The organism is Streptococcus gordonii, from assembly GCF_001553855.1.
Classification (GTDB): Bacteria; Bacillota; Bacilli; order Lactobacillales; family Streptococcaceae; genus Streptococcus; species Streptococcus gordonii.
The window spans coordinates 64,987-80,376 of sequence record NZ_LQWV01000001.1 but is presented as its reverse complement, the minus strand read 5'-3'; the positions used below and the strand labels follow the sequence as shown (position 1 = coordinate 80,376).

The 15,390-nt window shown below is 42.3% G+C and carries 11 protein-coding genes; 10 read left to right on the top strand and 1 reads right to left on the bottom strand.

Going from position 1 to position 15,390, the window contains the following annotated elements:
• Positions 1-229 precede the first annotated feature (229 nt).
• The 6 genes from AWH02_RS00340 to AWH02_RS00315 all read left to right on the top strand — a co-directional run bounded on the left by AWH02_RS00340 (position 230) and on the right by AWH02_RS00315 (position 6,299).
• Entirely contained in the window at positions 230-829 is a 600-nt protein-coding gene (locus AWH02_RS00340; protein WP_060553879.1) for a nitroreductase family protein, read from the top strand.
• Positions 830-1,103: 274 nt separating this feature from the next.
• Positions 1,104-1,820 (top strand): ABC transporter ATP-binding protein, encoded by a 717-nt coding sequence (locus AWH02_RS00335; RefSeq protein ID WP_060553880.1) that lies wholly within the window; start codon positions 1,104-1,106, stop codon positions 1,818-1,820.
• A gap of 1 nt (position 1,821) precedes the next feature.
• Positions 1,822-2,904 (top strand): ABC transporter permease, encoded by a 1,083-nt coding sequence (locus AWH02_RS00330; protein ID WP_060553881.1) that lies wholly within the window; start codon positions 1,822-1,824, stop codon positions 2,902-2,904.
• Positions 2,905-2,943: 39 nt separating this feature from the next.
• Complete coding sequence (locus AWH02_RS00325) at positions 2,944-3,567, top strand: TetR/AcrR family transcriptional regulator (RefSeq protein ID WP_060553882.1); 624 nt, start codon at positions 2,944-2,946, stop codon at positions 3,565-3,567.
• A 168-nt stretch (positions 3,568-3,735) separates the two neighbouring features.
• Positions 3,736-4,425 carry a VIT1/CCC1 transporter family protein gene (locus AWH02_RS00320; protein ID WP_048777760.1) on the top strand — a complete coding sequence of 230 codons (690 nt, stop codon included), beginning with the start codon at positions 3,736-3,738 and terminating at the stop codon, positions 4,423-4,425.
• 173 nt (positions 4,426-4,598) lie between these two features.
• A complete protein-coding gene (locus AWH02_RS00315; RefSeq protein ID WP_398576982.1) occupies positions 4,599-6,299 on the top strand; it encodes an alpha-L-fucosidase in 1,701 nt (566 codons plus the stop codon).
• A 34-nt stretch (positions 6,300-6,333) separates the two neighbouring features.
• Here the strand turns inward: AWH02_RS00315 and AWH02_RS00310 are convergent, their stop codons facing one another.
• On the bottom strand, positions 6,334-8,427 hold the full coding sequence (locus AWH02_RS00310) for a GH92 family glycosyl hydrolase (RefSeq protein ID WP_060553883.1): 2,094 nt from the start codon (positions 8,425-8,427) through the stop codon (positions 6,334-6,336).
• Between the two features lie 168 nt (positions 8,428-8,595).
• Here AWH02_RS00310 and AWH02_RS00305 point away from each other — a divergent pair, with 168 nt between their 5' ends.
• From AWH02_RS00305 to AWH02_RS00290, 4 genes are all read left to right on the top strand, one after another.
• Positions 8,596-9,885: a glycoside hydrolase family 125 protein gene (locus AWH02_RS00305; RefSeq protein ID WP_060553884.1), complete on the top strand. Its 1,290-nt coding sequence runs from the start codon at positions 8,596-8,598 to the stop codon at positions 9,883-9,885.
• Between the two features lie 23 nt (positions 9,886-9,908).
• Positions 9,909-12,542 (top strand): alpha-mannosidase, encoded by a 2,634-nt coding sequence (locus AWH02_RS00300; protein ID WP_060553885.1) that lies wholly within the window; start codon positions 9,909-9,911, stop codon positions 12,540-12,542.
• 67 nt (positions 12,543-12,609) lie between these two features.
• Positions 12,610-13,488: an ROK family protein gene (locus AWH02_RS00295; protein WP_060553886.1), complete on the top strand. Its 879-nt coding sequence runs from the start codon at positions 12,610-12,612 to the stop codon at positions 13,486-13,488.
• On the top strand, positions 13,473-15,356 hold the full coding sequence (locus tag AWH02_RS00290) for a family 20 glycosylhydrolase (RefSeq protein ID WP_060553887.1): 1,884 nt from the start codon (positions 13,473-13,475) through the stop codon (positions 15,354-15,356). Before AWH02_RS00295 ends, AWH02_RS00290 begins: the two co-directional genes overlap by 16 nt.
• The last annotated feature ends 34 nt before the right edge of the window (positions 15,357-15,390 follow it).

The window sequence follows — 15,390 nt, the reverse complement described above, 5'->3', positions numbered from 1 at the left end:
TATCAGCTTGTTGGCCTTTACTGATTAAGATTTGTAGATAAAGAAGCTCTTGTGGCATAGATAGATTTAGGAAAATAAAAAATATCAAAAAAATTATCACTAATTATTGACAATGTTTCGAAAAGCTGTATAATAGATAATGTAACAATTGCTATTACAACAAAGAAAGGATGCTATGAATATCTTTAACGGATTCAAACAACTTTTTAAACAGAAAGAGGAAAAAATAATGACAAACTTCTCAGATTTACAAGCAAAACGTCGCTCCATCTATGCTTTGGGCAAAGATGTAGAACTTACAAACCAAGAATTGATTGATACCATCCAAGGAGCAATTCTCCAAACACCAACAGCTTTCAACTCACAAACATCACGAGTTGTGATTCTGTTGGATGAAGAGTCAGATGCTTTCTGGAATGAGATTGCTTACTCAGAACTTGAAAAAGTGACTCCAGCTGAAGCCTTTGAAGGAACAAAGGAACGCTTGGCAGGTTTTGCTCAAGCAAAAGGAACCATTCTTTTCTATGAAGATCAAGACGTTGTCAAAGGTCTTCAAGAGCAATTCCCGCTTTACGCTGAGAATTTCCCAATTTGGTCAGAGCAAGGCCACGGAATTGCCCTTTATGCGACATGGTTGGCTCTAGCTGAGCAAAATATTGGTCTCAACGTGCAACACTATAACCCCTTAGTAGATGCACAATTGGCTGAAAAATATGATATCCCGGCCAACTGGAAACTCCGTGCTCAAGCACCATTTGGAGCAATCAAGGCACCAGCCTCTGACAAAGAAATCCAAACAGAAAACCGCTTCAAGGTATTTGGGAACTAATCAATATAAAAAATCCCATCTGGAACTAGATGGGATTTTTAGTTTTTTCACAATAATTTAAAAAGTGGACAGGAAAGACCATTTCGGAGTATCGAGAAGAGATTCAGAAACACTCCTAAAATCAGAGATATTTTTTATAAGCATCAGATAATATCATCTGGTGTTTTTATTTTTTTAAAGAATTTCAACTTTTTTCTTGACAAGTGAGTAAACACTCACTATAATAGCTCTTGTGATTTAAAAAGTGAGTACGTACTCACCTAGGAGGAGGCATATGAAAAAATTGCTACATTTACAAGATTTGGATAAGTCTTTTGGTCGTCAAATGGTTTTGAATCATGTCAGCTTTGAATTGCAGCCGGGAGAAATTATAGGCTTAATTGGTCCGTCTGGTGCTGGTAAATCAACCATGATTAAGACCATGTTGGGAATGGAAAAAGCTGATGGAGGCGAAGCTTTAGTTCTGGATCATACTATGCCCAATCGTCATATTTTAGGAGATATTGGTTATATGGCCCAGTCAGATGCCTTATATGAGGCTTTGTCAGGCCAAGAAAATTTGGAATTTTTCGGTCAGCTAAAAGGGCTATCCAAAAGAGATTTGACAGTTGAAATTGCCCACGTGGCTCAAGTTGTGGATTTGACAGAGCATTTGAATAAAACGGTATCCGGTTATTCTGGAGGAATGAAACGGCGTTTATCTCTGGCCATCGCACTTCTGGGGAATCCTCAGCTCTTGATTTTGGACGAACCGACAGTTGGAATCGACCCTTCTCTTCGAAAGAAAATCTGGAAAGAATTATTCGCGCTTAGAGATAATGGGGTTGGGATATTAGTTACTACCCATGTTATGGATGAAGCAGAGTTGACGGATAAGGTCGGTTTATTATTAGGCGGAAAAATCATTGCTTTTGATACACCGCAACACTTAAAAGAAAGTTATCAAGTTTCAAGTATTGAAGAAGTATTTTTAAAAGCAGAAGGTGAGTAAAATGAGAACAATAGCGATTGCAAAAAAAGTCATCAAAGAATTACTTCGTGACAAACGAACTCTAGCCCTGATGTTTATAGCACCTGTTTTTATCATGTGGTTGATGAACCTCATGTTTTCAGCTAGTACAACCGTGAATGTCAAGTTAGCAACACAGGATCTACCAACTGGTTTGGTAACGAAAATGGATGAGCTCGATCATGTGGAAGTCGAGACTTATCAAGGCTTAGATCAAGCCAAAGAAGCGCTAGCAAATGAAAAAGTCGATGCTGTGATTTCTTATAAAAACGGTGAGTACCAGGTCGACTACGCAAACACAGACGCCTCCAAAACGTCTATGATACGACAAGTGTTACGAACGAGTATCGCCAGTGAAGGCACCGATCAGTTAGTATCTCGTGTTAAACAAGCTCTTCCACAATTGGACTCGGACGCAAAAACACCAGAAATCAAGGAGTCTTACCAGTATGGAGATGAAAATACAAGCTTCTTTACCAATATGATTCCGGTTTTGATAGGTTTTGTAGTTTTCTTTTTTGTCTTTTTGATTTCAGGTATGGCGCTTTTGAAAGAACGCACCAGTGGAACACTAGAACGTTTGTTAGCAACACCAGTGAAACGATCTGAAATCGTCTATGGCTATATGTTGTCTTACGGTATTATTGCGATTTTTCAAACGGCAGTTGTCGTTTTAGCAGCAATTTGGCTACTAGATGTAGAAGTTGTAGGAAGTATTTTAAATGTTATAATAGTTAATGTGGAACTGGCTCTTGTAGCACTAGCTTTTGGAATTCTCTTGTCTACTCTAGCAAAATCAGAATTCCAAATGATGCAATTTATTCCTCTCGTGATTATGCCCCAACTTTTTTTCTCAGGAATTATTCCATTGTCATCCATGGGAGAATGGGCTCTAACTGTGGGGAAATTTTTGCCATTAACCTATTCTGGTGATGCAATAAGCCAGATTATTCTTTACGGGCACAATCTTGGTGATATTTTGTCAAATCTTGGTGTTTTAATGATTTTCTTGATCATTTTAACAATTCTCAATATTGTTGGATTGCGTCGTTATCGTAAAGTTTAGAAATCAACATAAATAATGCTAAAAAGGTGTGAAGATTAGATGGATAAGACTGTTTTTGAATCGTTTGAAGATTACTTAGAAGAAGCGAATTACCCTCAAGGAAAGAAAAAAATCATGCAGGCAGCAGTGGATCTCATATCAACCAGGAGTTACCATGGGACCTCAACTCTTCACATAGCTAAGCGTGCTGGACTAAGCCAGGCAACTTTGTTTAAGTATTTTAAGACGAAGGATGATTTACTGACGGCTATTTTACATCCTGTAGTCCCAGGCATTTTCGGTAGTTTTTTTGAGGAACTCTTAGCTTTTGAAACGACAGAAGAGAGGGTTCGTTATCTCGTCCATGATCGTATGAGCTATCTCAAAAAAAATCGTGCTTTGATGAAAATCATTCTGCAGGAGAGTTTTGCAAATAAAAAACTAAAAAATGAACAGATTTTTATCTGGAATGCTATCCAAGATAAACTTCGAGTACTTCATAAGGAATTGCTAGCAGATCCACGTGTAAATCCAGAGTTAACGATTCCTCAAATGGTTCGTATTTGTGTTGGTCCATTGTTGGCTTACTTCGCTCAGCTTTATATCGTTAGCGACAATGGAGAAATAAAAGAGGAAGACTTAGACTTATTAGAAAAACAGATCTTAGGTGGCTTGTGGAGATAATGCTTGCATTGTATTAATGAAGTTTAAAATTTAGCTTTGAGAAATATTTTAATAATCTCTCTCTTCTATTAAATAGTAGAACTTTTCTCATTTTCCTATTTTTCCTTGTATTAGCTTAGGGTTTTATTTATAATGATTATAAATAAGAAACAAGGGAGAATAATATAAATGGAAGAGCACAAAATTGATAAGAACTTTAGTGGTCGGCTGAATATCTTGAGAGCTGGGGTTTTAGGAGCCAATGATGGTATTATTTCTATCGCAGGAGTAGTAATCGGGGTGGCCAGTGCGACGGACAATGTTTGGATTATCTTTCTGTCTGGTTTGGCAGCTGTCTTTGCAGGGGCCTTTTCTATGGCAGGCGGGGAGTACGTGTCTGTTTCTACTCAAAAGGATACAGAGGAGGCTGCTGTTGCCAGAGAGCGTGAGCTTTTAGAGAAGAATCCAGATATTGCAAGGCAGTCTCTCTATGCTGCCTATGTCCAAAATGGTGAGTGTGAGACTTCTGCTCAGCTTATGACCAACCGGGCCTTTCTCCAAGATCCGCTGGAGGCCCTAGTGACGGAAAAGTATGGTATCGAGATCGAGGAGTTCACTAATCCTTGGCATGCGGCCATCTCTAGTTTTTTAGCTTTTGCAGTTGGTGCGCTTTTTCCTATGATTACCATTATCCTGCTTCCTGCCCATATCCGTATCTGGTCAACAGTTGTGATTGTTGCCTTGGCGCTTTTGGGAACGGGCTATACCAGTGCTAAACTAGGCAAAGCACCGATCAAAAATGCTATGCTTCGAAATCTTGTGATCGGTCTTCTAACCATGGCGGTCACTTATCTGGTCGGACAGATTTTTGCGATTTAATTTGAGAGAAAAATTAAAACGAGCTTCCCTCTTCAACAAATTATAGAAGAAAGAGTGGCTTTTTAGGAAGTTATATGGAAGGTGTTGTTAGCGCCTTCTTTTTTTGTTATAGTGGAGCTAGCAAAGAGATTTACTAGAAAAGAATGAGGCAGATAGATATATTTATGAAAAAAATGGACGAAATTGCGGACTTTGCTCCCTTACCTTCAGCAGCCCAGCTGGCTTATCATCGAGATGAATTGGCGGCTTTTATCCATTTTGGTATCAATACTTTTTATGAGCAGGAATGGGGAAATGGTCAGGAAGATCCTCGTCTTTTTAATCCGACGAAACTGGATACAGATCAGTGGATTAGGATTTTGAAAGAGACTGGATTTAAAAGAGTAGTTGTTGTAGTCAAGCACCATGATGGTTTTGTCCTTTATCCGAGTCGCTACTCTGACTATACGGTGGCAGCTAGTCCCTGGAGAGATGGCAAGGGTGATCTATTAGCAGAAATTTCTCGCTCAGCAAGCAGGTATGATATGGATTTAGGTCTTTACTTGTCTCCTTGGGATGCTCACAGTCCGCTCTATCATATTGAGACTCAAGAAGCCTATAATGAATACTATCAGAAGCAACTGGAAGAAATTCTAAGTAATCCGCTTTATGGCAATAAAGGGAAATTTGTAGAAATCTGGATGGATGGGGCGCGAGGTGAGGGTGCACAAAAGCTTACCTATGATTTTGGATCTTGGTTTGAGATCATTCGTCATTACCAAAAAGACGCTCTGATTTTTTCGACAGAAGCAACTGAACTACGTTGGATAGGAAATGAAAGAGGTCGGGCTGGGGATCCTTTGTGGCAGAAAATTCGACCTGAAAGACTAAGTGAGAATACTCCATCGGCCTATCTCTGTCATGGGGATCCGCAAGGGACACAGTATTCCTTAGGAGAAGCTGATGTCTCCTTGCGCTCGGGCTGGTTTTATCATGCTAGTCAGCAACCAAAATCTTTGGCTGATTTGCTGGATATCTATATGGATTCCGTTGGCCGAGGGACACCGCTCTTACTCAATGTCCCGCCAACTAAGGAGGGGCTATTAGCTGAAGAAGATGTCCAGCGCTTGAGGGAATTTTACCAGGTCATTTCAGATTTATATACGGATAATCTAGCCTTCCAGGCCAAGGTGAGCTGTAGCAATGAAAAAGAAGGCTTTCCATCTAGTCATCTGACAGATGGACGGGAAGACACTTTCTGGGCGCCAGCTTCAGACGAGTCAGCCTATGTCTTAGAAATTGACTTGGGCCAGACTCGTAGCTTTAATCTCGTTGAAATTCGAGAACCCATTGCCAAAGGTCAACGGATTGCAGGCTTTACCTTAGAAGTGAAGCAAGAGAATGGCTGGATTGTCTTTGCTCATGGTCAGACCATTGGTTACAAGCGCCTACTCTTAGGACAAATGGTTGAGGCTCGCTATTTAAGATTGACCTTGACAGATTTTCAAGCTCTTCCCCTTTTGAACAAAATTGTAGTTTATAAGACACCGGCTGTGCTGGAAAAGAAAAATACGGTTGCTGGTTTAGAATTTTCAAAAATAAGCTCTCCTCTTATCGGAGGGCAAACCCTTTCGATCAGCCTCAGCCGTTTGGACAAAGTGGAGGATAGAGAGAAAATTCAGATAGTCACAGAGCCTGGTACTGGAACGCATGGGACGGCTTATCTGGATCAGGTTTGGGAAATCACATTTGACTCTGGAGAGCAGACGAAAGAAATTAAGCTATCGACTTTAGCTTTTACAGGTCAGGAAGACTTAGATTTATATCTTTGTGCTTGCCGAGAGGACGGTCGGCAAAATCGGGTCAAAATTGTGGTCAAGCCAAGCTCAGAATAAAAACGCGGAACTTTTGTTCTGCGTTTTTTGTATATTATTCTTTAGAAGCATTTGGTAGCCAAGACAAGTGGAAGTCTAGGCGCTTAGCAGCTAGTAGTTCTTCATGGGAAATTTGTTGCAATGCCTGCCCATCTAACTCGGTCTTGGTCACGAACTGGAAGTGAGGGTAGTTGTTATGAGCATAAATGTCTAGCCATGTTTGACTTTGTGGCAGATACAGGCGTAGATGGTTGAAGAGGGGAATACCTAGGTCGTAAAATGGTTTTCCAGGACAGGTCGGATAGAGCCCGATGGCGCTCCAGATGTACCAAGCAGAGAGGCTGCCATTGTCTTCGTCACCAGGAAAAGCTTGCCAGCCAGGTAGGAAGCCTTGCTCTCTCAGGCTTTTAATAAGTAGGCTCGTATACTCTGGTTTACCACTGTAGCGGAAGAGATAGGGGATGTGAAAGCTGGGCTGATTTGAAATGGCTAGTTGACCAAAGTGTGCTGTAGCCATTTCACTCATTTCGTGGATTTCATAGCCATAGCCTGTTACCTCATAGGAAGGCTGGTCCTGGCAGAGCTTGGTTAGATAGTCGGTGAAGGCTGTTTGCCCTCCCATTAGTTCTTTCAAGCCTTCAATATTATGGAAGACACTGAGTGTATTTTGAATAGCTGAGCATTCTGCATAATCTCTACCCCAAGTGTATGGAGAAAAGTCTGGCCGGAATTGTCCGTTTCGGTCTTTGGCTCTTATATAGCCCGTTTCTGGATCGAATAGATGCTGGTAATTAAGAGACTGCTGAGAGTATCGTTGAGCTACTGGTTCTTGTTGGAGTTTATTGGCTAGACTGGCAATACAAAAATCACTATAGCTATAGTCTAGGGTATGGCTGACACTTTCATGGTGGTCAGAAGGCAGATAGCCTAGGGTTTGATAGTCCGAAGCTCCTTGCCTGCCGTATCGTTTAGAAGAGTCTTCCTTTTCTGCTGTCTCTAACATGGCTTGGAAAAGATCTTTTTCTAAGTCAGGTATGAGATTTTTAGCAGTAGCATCTGCAATGACACCGTCTATCAAGGTGCCTGGCATCATACCCCGTTCGTCAGGAGCAAGCCACTTTGGTAAAAATCCTGTTTCTTTGTAGAAATTCAGAAAGCCTTCTAGAAAGTCATGATAGGTATCTGGCGCCATAAGGGCCAATAGAGGAAAGCTAGTACGAAATCCATCCCAAAAACCGATATTGGTAAAGAGTTTCCCTGGCTGAACAGTCTGGTGGGTAAAATCCCAATGGATTTCTTGACATTCTGCATCAAGCTCATAAAAGGTTTGAGGAAAGAGAAAGAGCCGGTAGAGAGCCTGGTCAAACATCCGCCGGTCTACCTTGCCTTGGTCTACAATATCAAAACGATGGAGAAAGGCTTCCCAGTCTTGTTTAGTTTCTTCTTTGAGTTCGTCAAAGGAAGACTGGGGTAGATTGATCAGGGCTTGTTCTTCTGATATAAAAGATGTGGCTAAGGAAAATTGCACTTGCCCTTGCTCGAAATCTAGGACAAGGTCTTGGTCTAAGAAACTCTGTTTTTTGATAGGCTGATCAAAGCGCAAGCAGACATACATGTCTAAAGGTCGTTTGGCGGGCTGAGTTTCTTCCTTGAGGCTGCCTAAGAGAGTGTGGGCATCTACTTGCTGGAAAATCGTCATTGCTTCACTATGGAGAATGAGACTGATAGGTTGCTCTCTCTGGTTGGTCAGCCGGAAACGAGCTCCGTAGCGACTAGGGGTCAGCTCAGTGCTGATGTGGTAGCGGTTGGAGTTGATTTTTAGATAATGAGGCTGGAAAATACTCTCGTCTGGTCGATAAGAAGACTGGCGGTGATAAATATCTGAATGCTGTATCTTTTCTGAGACAGGAGTTATGAGAAGCCACGAGTAGTCACCAATCCAAGGGCTGGGTTGGTGGGTCAGACGGATGCCTTGGAAAATAGGTGAGTCTGGATTAAAAAACCAAGATCCGTCTGTATGGCTACTTTGAGGTACGAAGTAGTTCATACCAAATGGTGCCCCTGTATAGGGTAGGGTATTGCCATGTGAAATGCTATGAGAATTGTCCGTTCCATAGCGGGTATCAATTGTTTCTAGTATTGGTTTCATATAAAATCTCCTTGCAACGAAGCCTATTTTTCTAGATTATATCATGAAAAACGATCCTATGGATAAGGCAAAAATATAATATCGAAAGGCCTTTAGTTTGTGTATATATTTTAAAAACGGTTTGGCCTATACTAGAGGATGTAAAGGACTATGAAAAAGGAGAGAATAATGGTTTATTCAAAAGAGATCGTTGGGAAATGGCTGGAGTCGGTTGCCCAGTTAGCCCACGAACATCCAGCTTGGGTATCCGTTTTTGAGCGTTGCTATACAGATACCTTGGATAATACAGTAGAAATATTAGAAGATGGCTCAACCTTTGTTTTGACGGGAGATATTCCAGCTATGTGGCTACGAGATTCGACAGCTCAGCTCAAGCCCTATCTCTTTGTAGCTAAGGAAGATCCGAAAACTCGTAAAACGATTGCTGGTCTGGTCAAACGTCAGATGACACTGATTTTAAAAGATCCCTATGCTAATGCATTTAATATCGCGGATAACTGGAAGGGACATCATGAGACAGACCATACGGACTTGTCTGGTTGGATTTGGGAACGCAAGTATGAAGTGGATTCCCTCTGCTATCCTCTACAATTAGCCTACCTCTTGTGGAAAGAGACAGGTGAGACGAGCCATCTCGATGCTACTTTTGTTGCTGGTGTTAGAGAAATTCTTCGGGTTTGGACGGTAGAACAAGATCACCGGCGCTCTTCTTATCGTTTTGTTCGTGATACGGACCGCAAGGAAGACACACTAGTTAATAATGGGCAAGGACCTGAATTTGCTGTGACAGGTATGACTTGGTCAGCCTTTCGTCCAAGTGATGACGCTTGTATTTACAGCTATTTAGTGCCGTCAAATATGTTTGCAACAGTCGTCTTGGGTTATGTGGCAGAAATCTTTGAAAAATTGAATCTGGTTGGCGCTGAGGAGATTGTCCCTAATGCACAGCGCCTGCAAAAGGAAATCAAAGAAGGAATTGAAAACTACGCCTATACTAAAAATGCCAAAGGTGAAAAGATTTACGCTTTTGAGGTAGATGGTTTGGGGCATGCTAGCATTATGGATGATCCAAATGTACCGAGTCTTTTGGCAGCGCCTTATTTAGGCTTTTGCTCGATAGATGACGAAGTTTACCAAAATACACGTCGCACGATTCTTAGTCCTGAAAATACTTACTATTATGAAGGAGAGCGAGCTGCAGGAATAGGAAGTTCACACACCTTTTATCGTTATATCTGGCCGATTGCCTTAGCAATTCAAGGTTTGACCACGCACGATAAGGAAGAAAAACGTCGGATCTTAGACCTCTTGGTGGATTGTGACGGAGGCACAGGTGTCATGCATGAGAGCTTCCATGTGGACGACCCGACCAAGTATTCTCGTGAATGGTTCAGCTGGGCAAATATGATGTTCTGCGAATTAGTATTAGACCATTACGATTTAAGAATTGACGTATAAAATTTTAAAAATAGAGGTATAAAATGGAAAATATTACCGTACATATTATTTCTCACAGCCACTGGGATCGAGAATGGTATCTCCCTTTTGAATCCCATCGGATGCAGCTGGTAGAGCTTTTTGATAACCTTTTTGATCTTTTTGAAAATGATCCAGATTTCAAGAGCTTCCATCTAGATGGACAAACCATTGTTTTGGATGATTATTTGGAAATCCGTCCTGAAAATCGGGCCAAGCTGCAACACTACATTGACGAAGGCAAACTGAAAATCGGGCCTTTCTATATCTTACAGGATGACTATCTGATTTCTAGCGAAGCCAATGTCCGCAATACCTTGATTGGTCAGCAGGAGTGCAAAAAGTGGGGCAAGTCCACTCAGATTGGTTATTTCCCAGATACTTTTGGGAATATGGGGCAGGCACCTCAGATGTTGCAGCAATCAGGCATTCATGTAGCAGCTTTCGGTCGAGGAGTGAAGCCAATCGGATTTGACAACCAAGTCTTAGAGGATGAGCAATTCACTTCTCAGTACTCTGAAATGTACTGGCAAGGTGCCGATGGTAGTAAGGTTCTAGGTATCCTTTTTGCCAACTGGTATAGCAATGGGAATGAAATCCCAGTCGACCCTGAGGAAGCGAAGATTTTTTGGGAGCAAAAATTAGCAGATGTGAAGAGCTACGCCTCTACAAACCAATGGCTGATGATGAACGGCTGTGATCACCAGCCAGTTCAGCGCAACCTCAGTCAAGCCATTCGATTAGCTAATGAACTTTATCCAGATATCAACTTTGTACATAGTTCTTTTGATGACTATGTGCAAGCGGTGGAAGCAGCTCTTCCTGAGGAATTGTCTACAGTTCAAGGCGAATTGACCAGCCAAGAAACTGACGGCTGGTACACTCTGGCTAATACTTCCTCAGCTCGTATCTATCTAAAACAAGCCTTCCAAGAAAACAGCAACTTGCTAGAGCAGGTAGTTGAGCCACTAACCGTTATCACAGGCGGTCACAATCACAAAGATCAGCTGACTTATGCTTGGAAAACCCTTTTGCAAAATGCTCCGCACGACAGCATCTGTGGCTGTAGTGTAGACGAAGTTCACCGTGAAATGGAGACCCGCTTTGCCAAAGTTAATCAAGTGGGAGAATTCGTCAAAGGCAACCTGCTAGAAGAATGGAAACGCAAATTAGATAGCCATCAAGCTGAGAGTGACCTGCTCTTCACTGTTGTCAATACTGGTCTCCATGATAAGGTCGATACCGTTTCTGTGGATGTTACTTTTGCGACCTGTGATTTCAAGGAAGCGCATCCGACAGAAGCCTACCGGAGAATGGCGGAGCTGACGATTCCAGACTTGATTGTTAAGGATTTGGATGGTCGTCCTGTCGAAGCCAAAATCGAAGATTTGGGAGCTCATTTCCAATATGATCTTCCGAAAGATCGTTTCCGTCAGGCTTATATTGCTCGTCAGTTGCGCGTGACTTTGCCGCTTCATCTAGCACCTCTATCTTGGAAGACCTTCCAGTTACTCCCTGGTACAAAAGAAGAACATGAAGGACTCTACCGCAATGGCGTGATTGATACTCCGTTTGTGACTGTTAGCTTTGATGAAGACTTGACCGTTTACGATAAGTCAACTCATGAAGCCTATGAAGATTTCCTCCGATTTGAAGATCGGGGCGATATTGGAAATGAATATATCTACTTCCAGCCAAAAAATACAGAACCGATCTATGCAAAACTGGCTGGTGTTAAGGTTTTGGAAAACAATGCTCGCTACGCTAAGGTGGAATTGAGCCATGAATTGACCTTGCCAGTAAGCGCTGATGATGTGCTTGAGCAGGAGCAAAAAGGTATTGTCGAATTTATGACTCGCTCAGCAGGTCGTTCGTCAGAATTGACAACCATGATCTTAACAACTGAGTTGACAGTCTTTGTGGACAGTCCGCAACTGCGCTTTAAGACCCGTTTTACTAATACTGCTAAGGATCACCGCATCCGTGTTCTTTTCAGAACCCACAACAGCAGTAAAACTAACGATTCAGACAGCATTTATGAAGTCGTTCATCGTAATAATCAACCAGCTGCTTCATGGGAAAATCCAGAAAATCCACAGCACCAGCAAGCTTTTGTCAGTCTTTATGATGACCAAAAAGCAGTCACAGTAGCTAATAAAGGTCTAAATGAATATGAGATTTTAGGCGATGATACGATTGCCGTAACCATTCTGCGGGCAACTGGTGAGCTAGGCGACTGGGGCTATTTCCCAACACCAGAAGCCCAATGTCTACGTGACTTCCAAGTTGAGTACACTGTGGAATGCCACCAGCCGCAAGAGCGCTTTAGCGCTTATCGTCGGGCTAAAGCCTTCCAAACGCCGTTTACAGCTCTACAAATTTCCAAACAAGAAGGAAGTGTTGTAGCAACTGGACAAGCCCTGGATCACCCAGCTCTCAACATGCCTGAAATCTGTCCAACGGCTTTGAAAGTGGCTGAAAACGAATCAGGAATTGTACTTCGTTACTACAATATGACCCAAGAAGAGCAAGAAGTGACGACTGATTCCCAAACGCTAGTTAACCTTTTAGAAGAAGTAGTGCCTGAAAAGTCAGGAGTTTTAGGACCTCAGGAAATTCGTACAGAACTATTGAAATAAGATTAAACTAAGACTGGGGTGTCTTACCCTAGCCTTAGAATTAATAAAATAAGTAAAGGAGAAAAACATGGTCATTGCAACAGTCGATATAGGCGGAACAGGTATCAAGTTTGCAGCTATATCTAAAGAAGGGGAAATACTGGAAAAGAAAGACCTTGCAACACCTGACAATCTAGGTGACTTGCTGGCTTGGTTGGATTCTTGTCTTTCTCATCGAGAGTACCAGGGCATTGCCATGAGTGTGCCTGGGGCAGTTGATCGAGAAACAGGCATCATTGGTGGTATTAGTGCAGTTCCTTATATTCATGGCTTCTCATGGTATGATAAGCTAGCTTCATACGGTCTGCCAATTCATTTAGAAAATGATGCCAACTGTGTTGGTTTAAGCGAGCTTTTGGCTCACCCTGAGCTAGAAAATGCAGCCTGTGTGGTCGTTGGTACTGGTATTGGTGGCGCTCTGATTCTCAATGGCGGATTGCACCGTGGCAAGCACCATCTGGGTGGAGAATTTGGTTATATGCTCTTGTCTGAACCAGCTGAGACGCTAGGGAATTGGTCACTTCTTGCTTCAACAGGTAGTCTTGTTCGCTCTGTTCAAGCTAGTACCGGCTCGCAAGACTGGAATGGTAAGAAGATCTATGAAGCTGCAGCTGCAGGAGATAAAATTTGTCAAGCTGCAATTGAGCAGATGAACCGAAACCTTGCCAAGGGGCTGCTCAATATCCAATATTTATTTGATCCGGATGTGATTAGTTTGGGTGGCTCTATCAGCCAAAATCCTGACTTTATTCAAGGTATCCGCTCAGCGATTGCTTATTATGTTGATCGCTATGAAGAATATTCGGTTGTACCAGAGATTCTGGCTTGTACCTACCAAGGAGAGGCTAATCTGTATGGTGCTTTAGTAAACTGGTTACAGGAGGAAGGCCAATGGCCACATTCTTAGGATTATCTAGTAAACAAGAAAAAGCTCTTTCCCGTTTAGAAAAGTATTTGAACTTGGGGGAGATTGAAGTCAGTCTTGTCACTGATTCAGCTAGATCGATCAAGGTTGAAGGACGTCAGGGGCGCTATCAAGTTAGTTTTAAGCAACCTCATCAGCTCTATCGAGCTTTGGTGCTTTTATCTGCTGCGCTTGGATCAGGTCAAGACGAAGTGCAGATTGAGGAAGAAGCAGCCTATGAGGATTTGGCTTATATGGCTGACTGCTCCCGCAATGCCGTCTTAAACCTAAGCTCAGCTAAGCAGATGATTGAGGTCTTGGCTTTGATGGGGTATTCCACCTTTGAACTCTATATGGAAGACACCTACGAGATAGAAAATCAGCCTTATTTTGGCTATTTTAGAGGACGCTACACCGTTGCAGAATTACAAGAGATTGAAGACTATGCAGCAGATTTTGATATGAGCTTTGTTCCTTGTATTCAAACCTTGGCTCACCTATCCGCTTTTGTTAAATGGAGTGTCAAGGAAGTACAAGAACTGCGAGATGTTGAGGATATCCTGCTGATTGGTGAAGAAAAAGTTTATGACCTAATCGAGGGCATGTTCCAGACCATGGCTCATCTGCGTACACGCAAGATTAATATCGGCATGGACGAAGCCCACTTGGTCGGACTCGGACGTTATTTGATTCAACATGGTTTCCAAAATCGCAGTCTTCTTATGTGCCAACACCTTGAGCGAGTCTTAGATATTGCAGATAAGTATGGTTTCCACTGTCAGATGTGGAGCGATATGTTCTTCAAACTCATGTCTGCAGATGGTCAGTACGACCGTGATGTGGAAATCCCAGAAGAAACCCGAGTTTATCTGGATCGTCTAAAAGAGCGAGTGACCTTGGTTTATTGGGATTATTATCAGGATAGTGAGGAAAAATACAATCGTAACTTCCAAAATCATCATAAAATCAGCCAAGATATTGCCTTTGCAGGCGGTGCTTGGAAGTGGATTGGCTTTACGCCGCATAATCATTTTAGCCGCTTGGTAGCCATCGAAGCCAATAAGGCCTGCCGGAAAAATCATGTCAAGGAAGTGATTGTGACAGGCTGGGGAGATAATGGTGGAGAGACTTCTCAATTCTCAATCTTACCTGCTCTGCAGATTTGGGCGGAACTAGCTTATCGAAATGACTTGAAGAAAGTTTCAGAACACTTTTTAGTGAGTACAGGGCTTGACTTTGATGATTTTATGAAAATAGATTTGGCCAATCTTTTGCCAGATTTGCCAGAAAATCTTAGCGGTATCAATCCAAATCGCTATGTCCTTTATCAGGATGTTCTCTGCCCCTTGTTGGAACAGCATATCAGACCTGAGAAAGACAAGCAGCATTTTGCCTCCTCTGCCCAGCAGTTAGGAGAAATCAGCAAAAGAGCGGGCGAATATGCTTACATTTTTGAGACCCAAGTCCAGTTAAATGCACTCTTAGCCTTGAAGATTTCCATAACATCTGGCATTCAGAAAGCCTATCGTGAAGGGGATAAGGAAGGTTTGGCAGACTTGGCTGAAAAAGATTTGCCTCAGCTTTACCAAATGGTTGAAGACTTTTCGGACCAATTTAGTCGCCAATGGCAGCAGGAAAATAAGATTTTTGGTTTGGACACAATCGACATTCGCTTTGGAGGTTTACTCAAGCGGATCAAACGAGCACAAGAACGCTTAGAGCAATACATTAGCGGTCAAATCGATCGTGTCGAAGAATTAGAACAAGAAATCTTGCCTTTTAATGATTTCTATAAGGACCAAGGTTTGACAGCGACAACGGCCAACCAATGGCACTTGATTGCAACGGCTTCAACGATTTATACGACTTAGCAAAAAGCCGACCTTTTGGGGGTCGGCTTTTTCA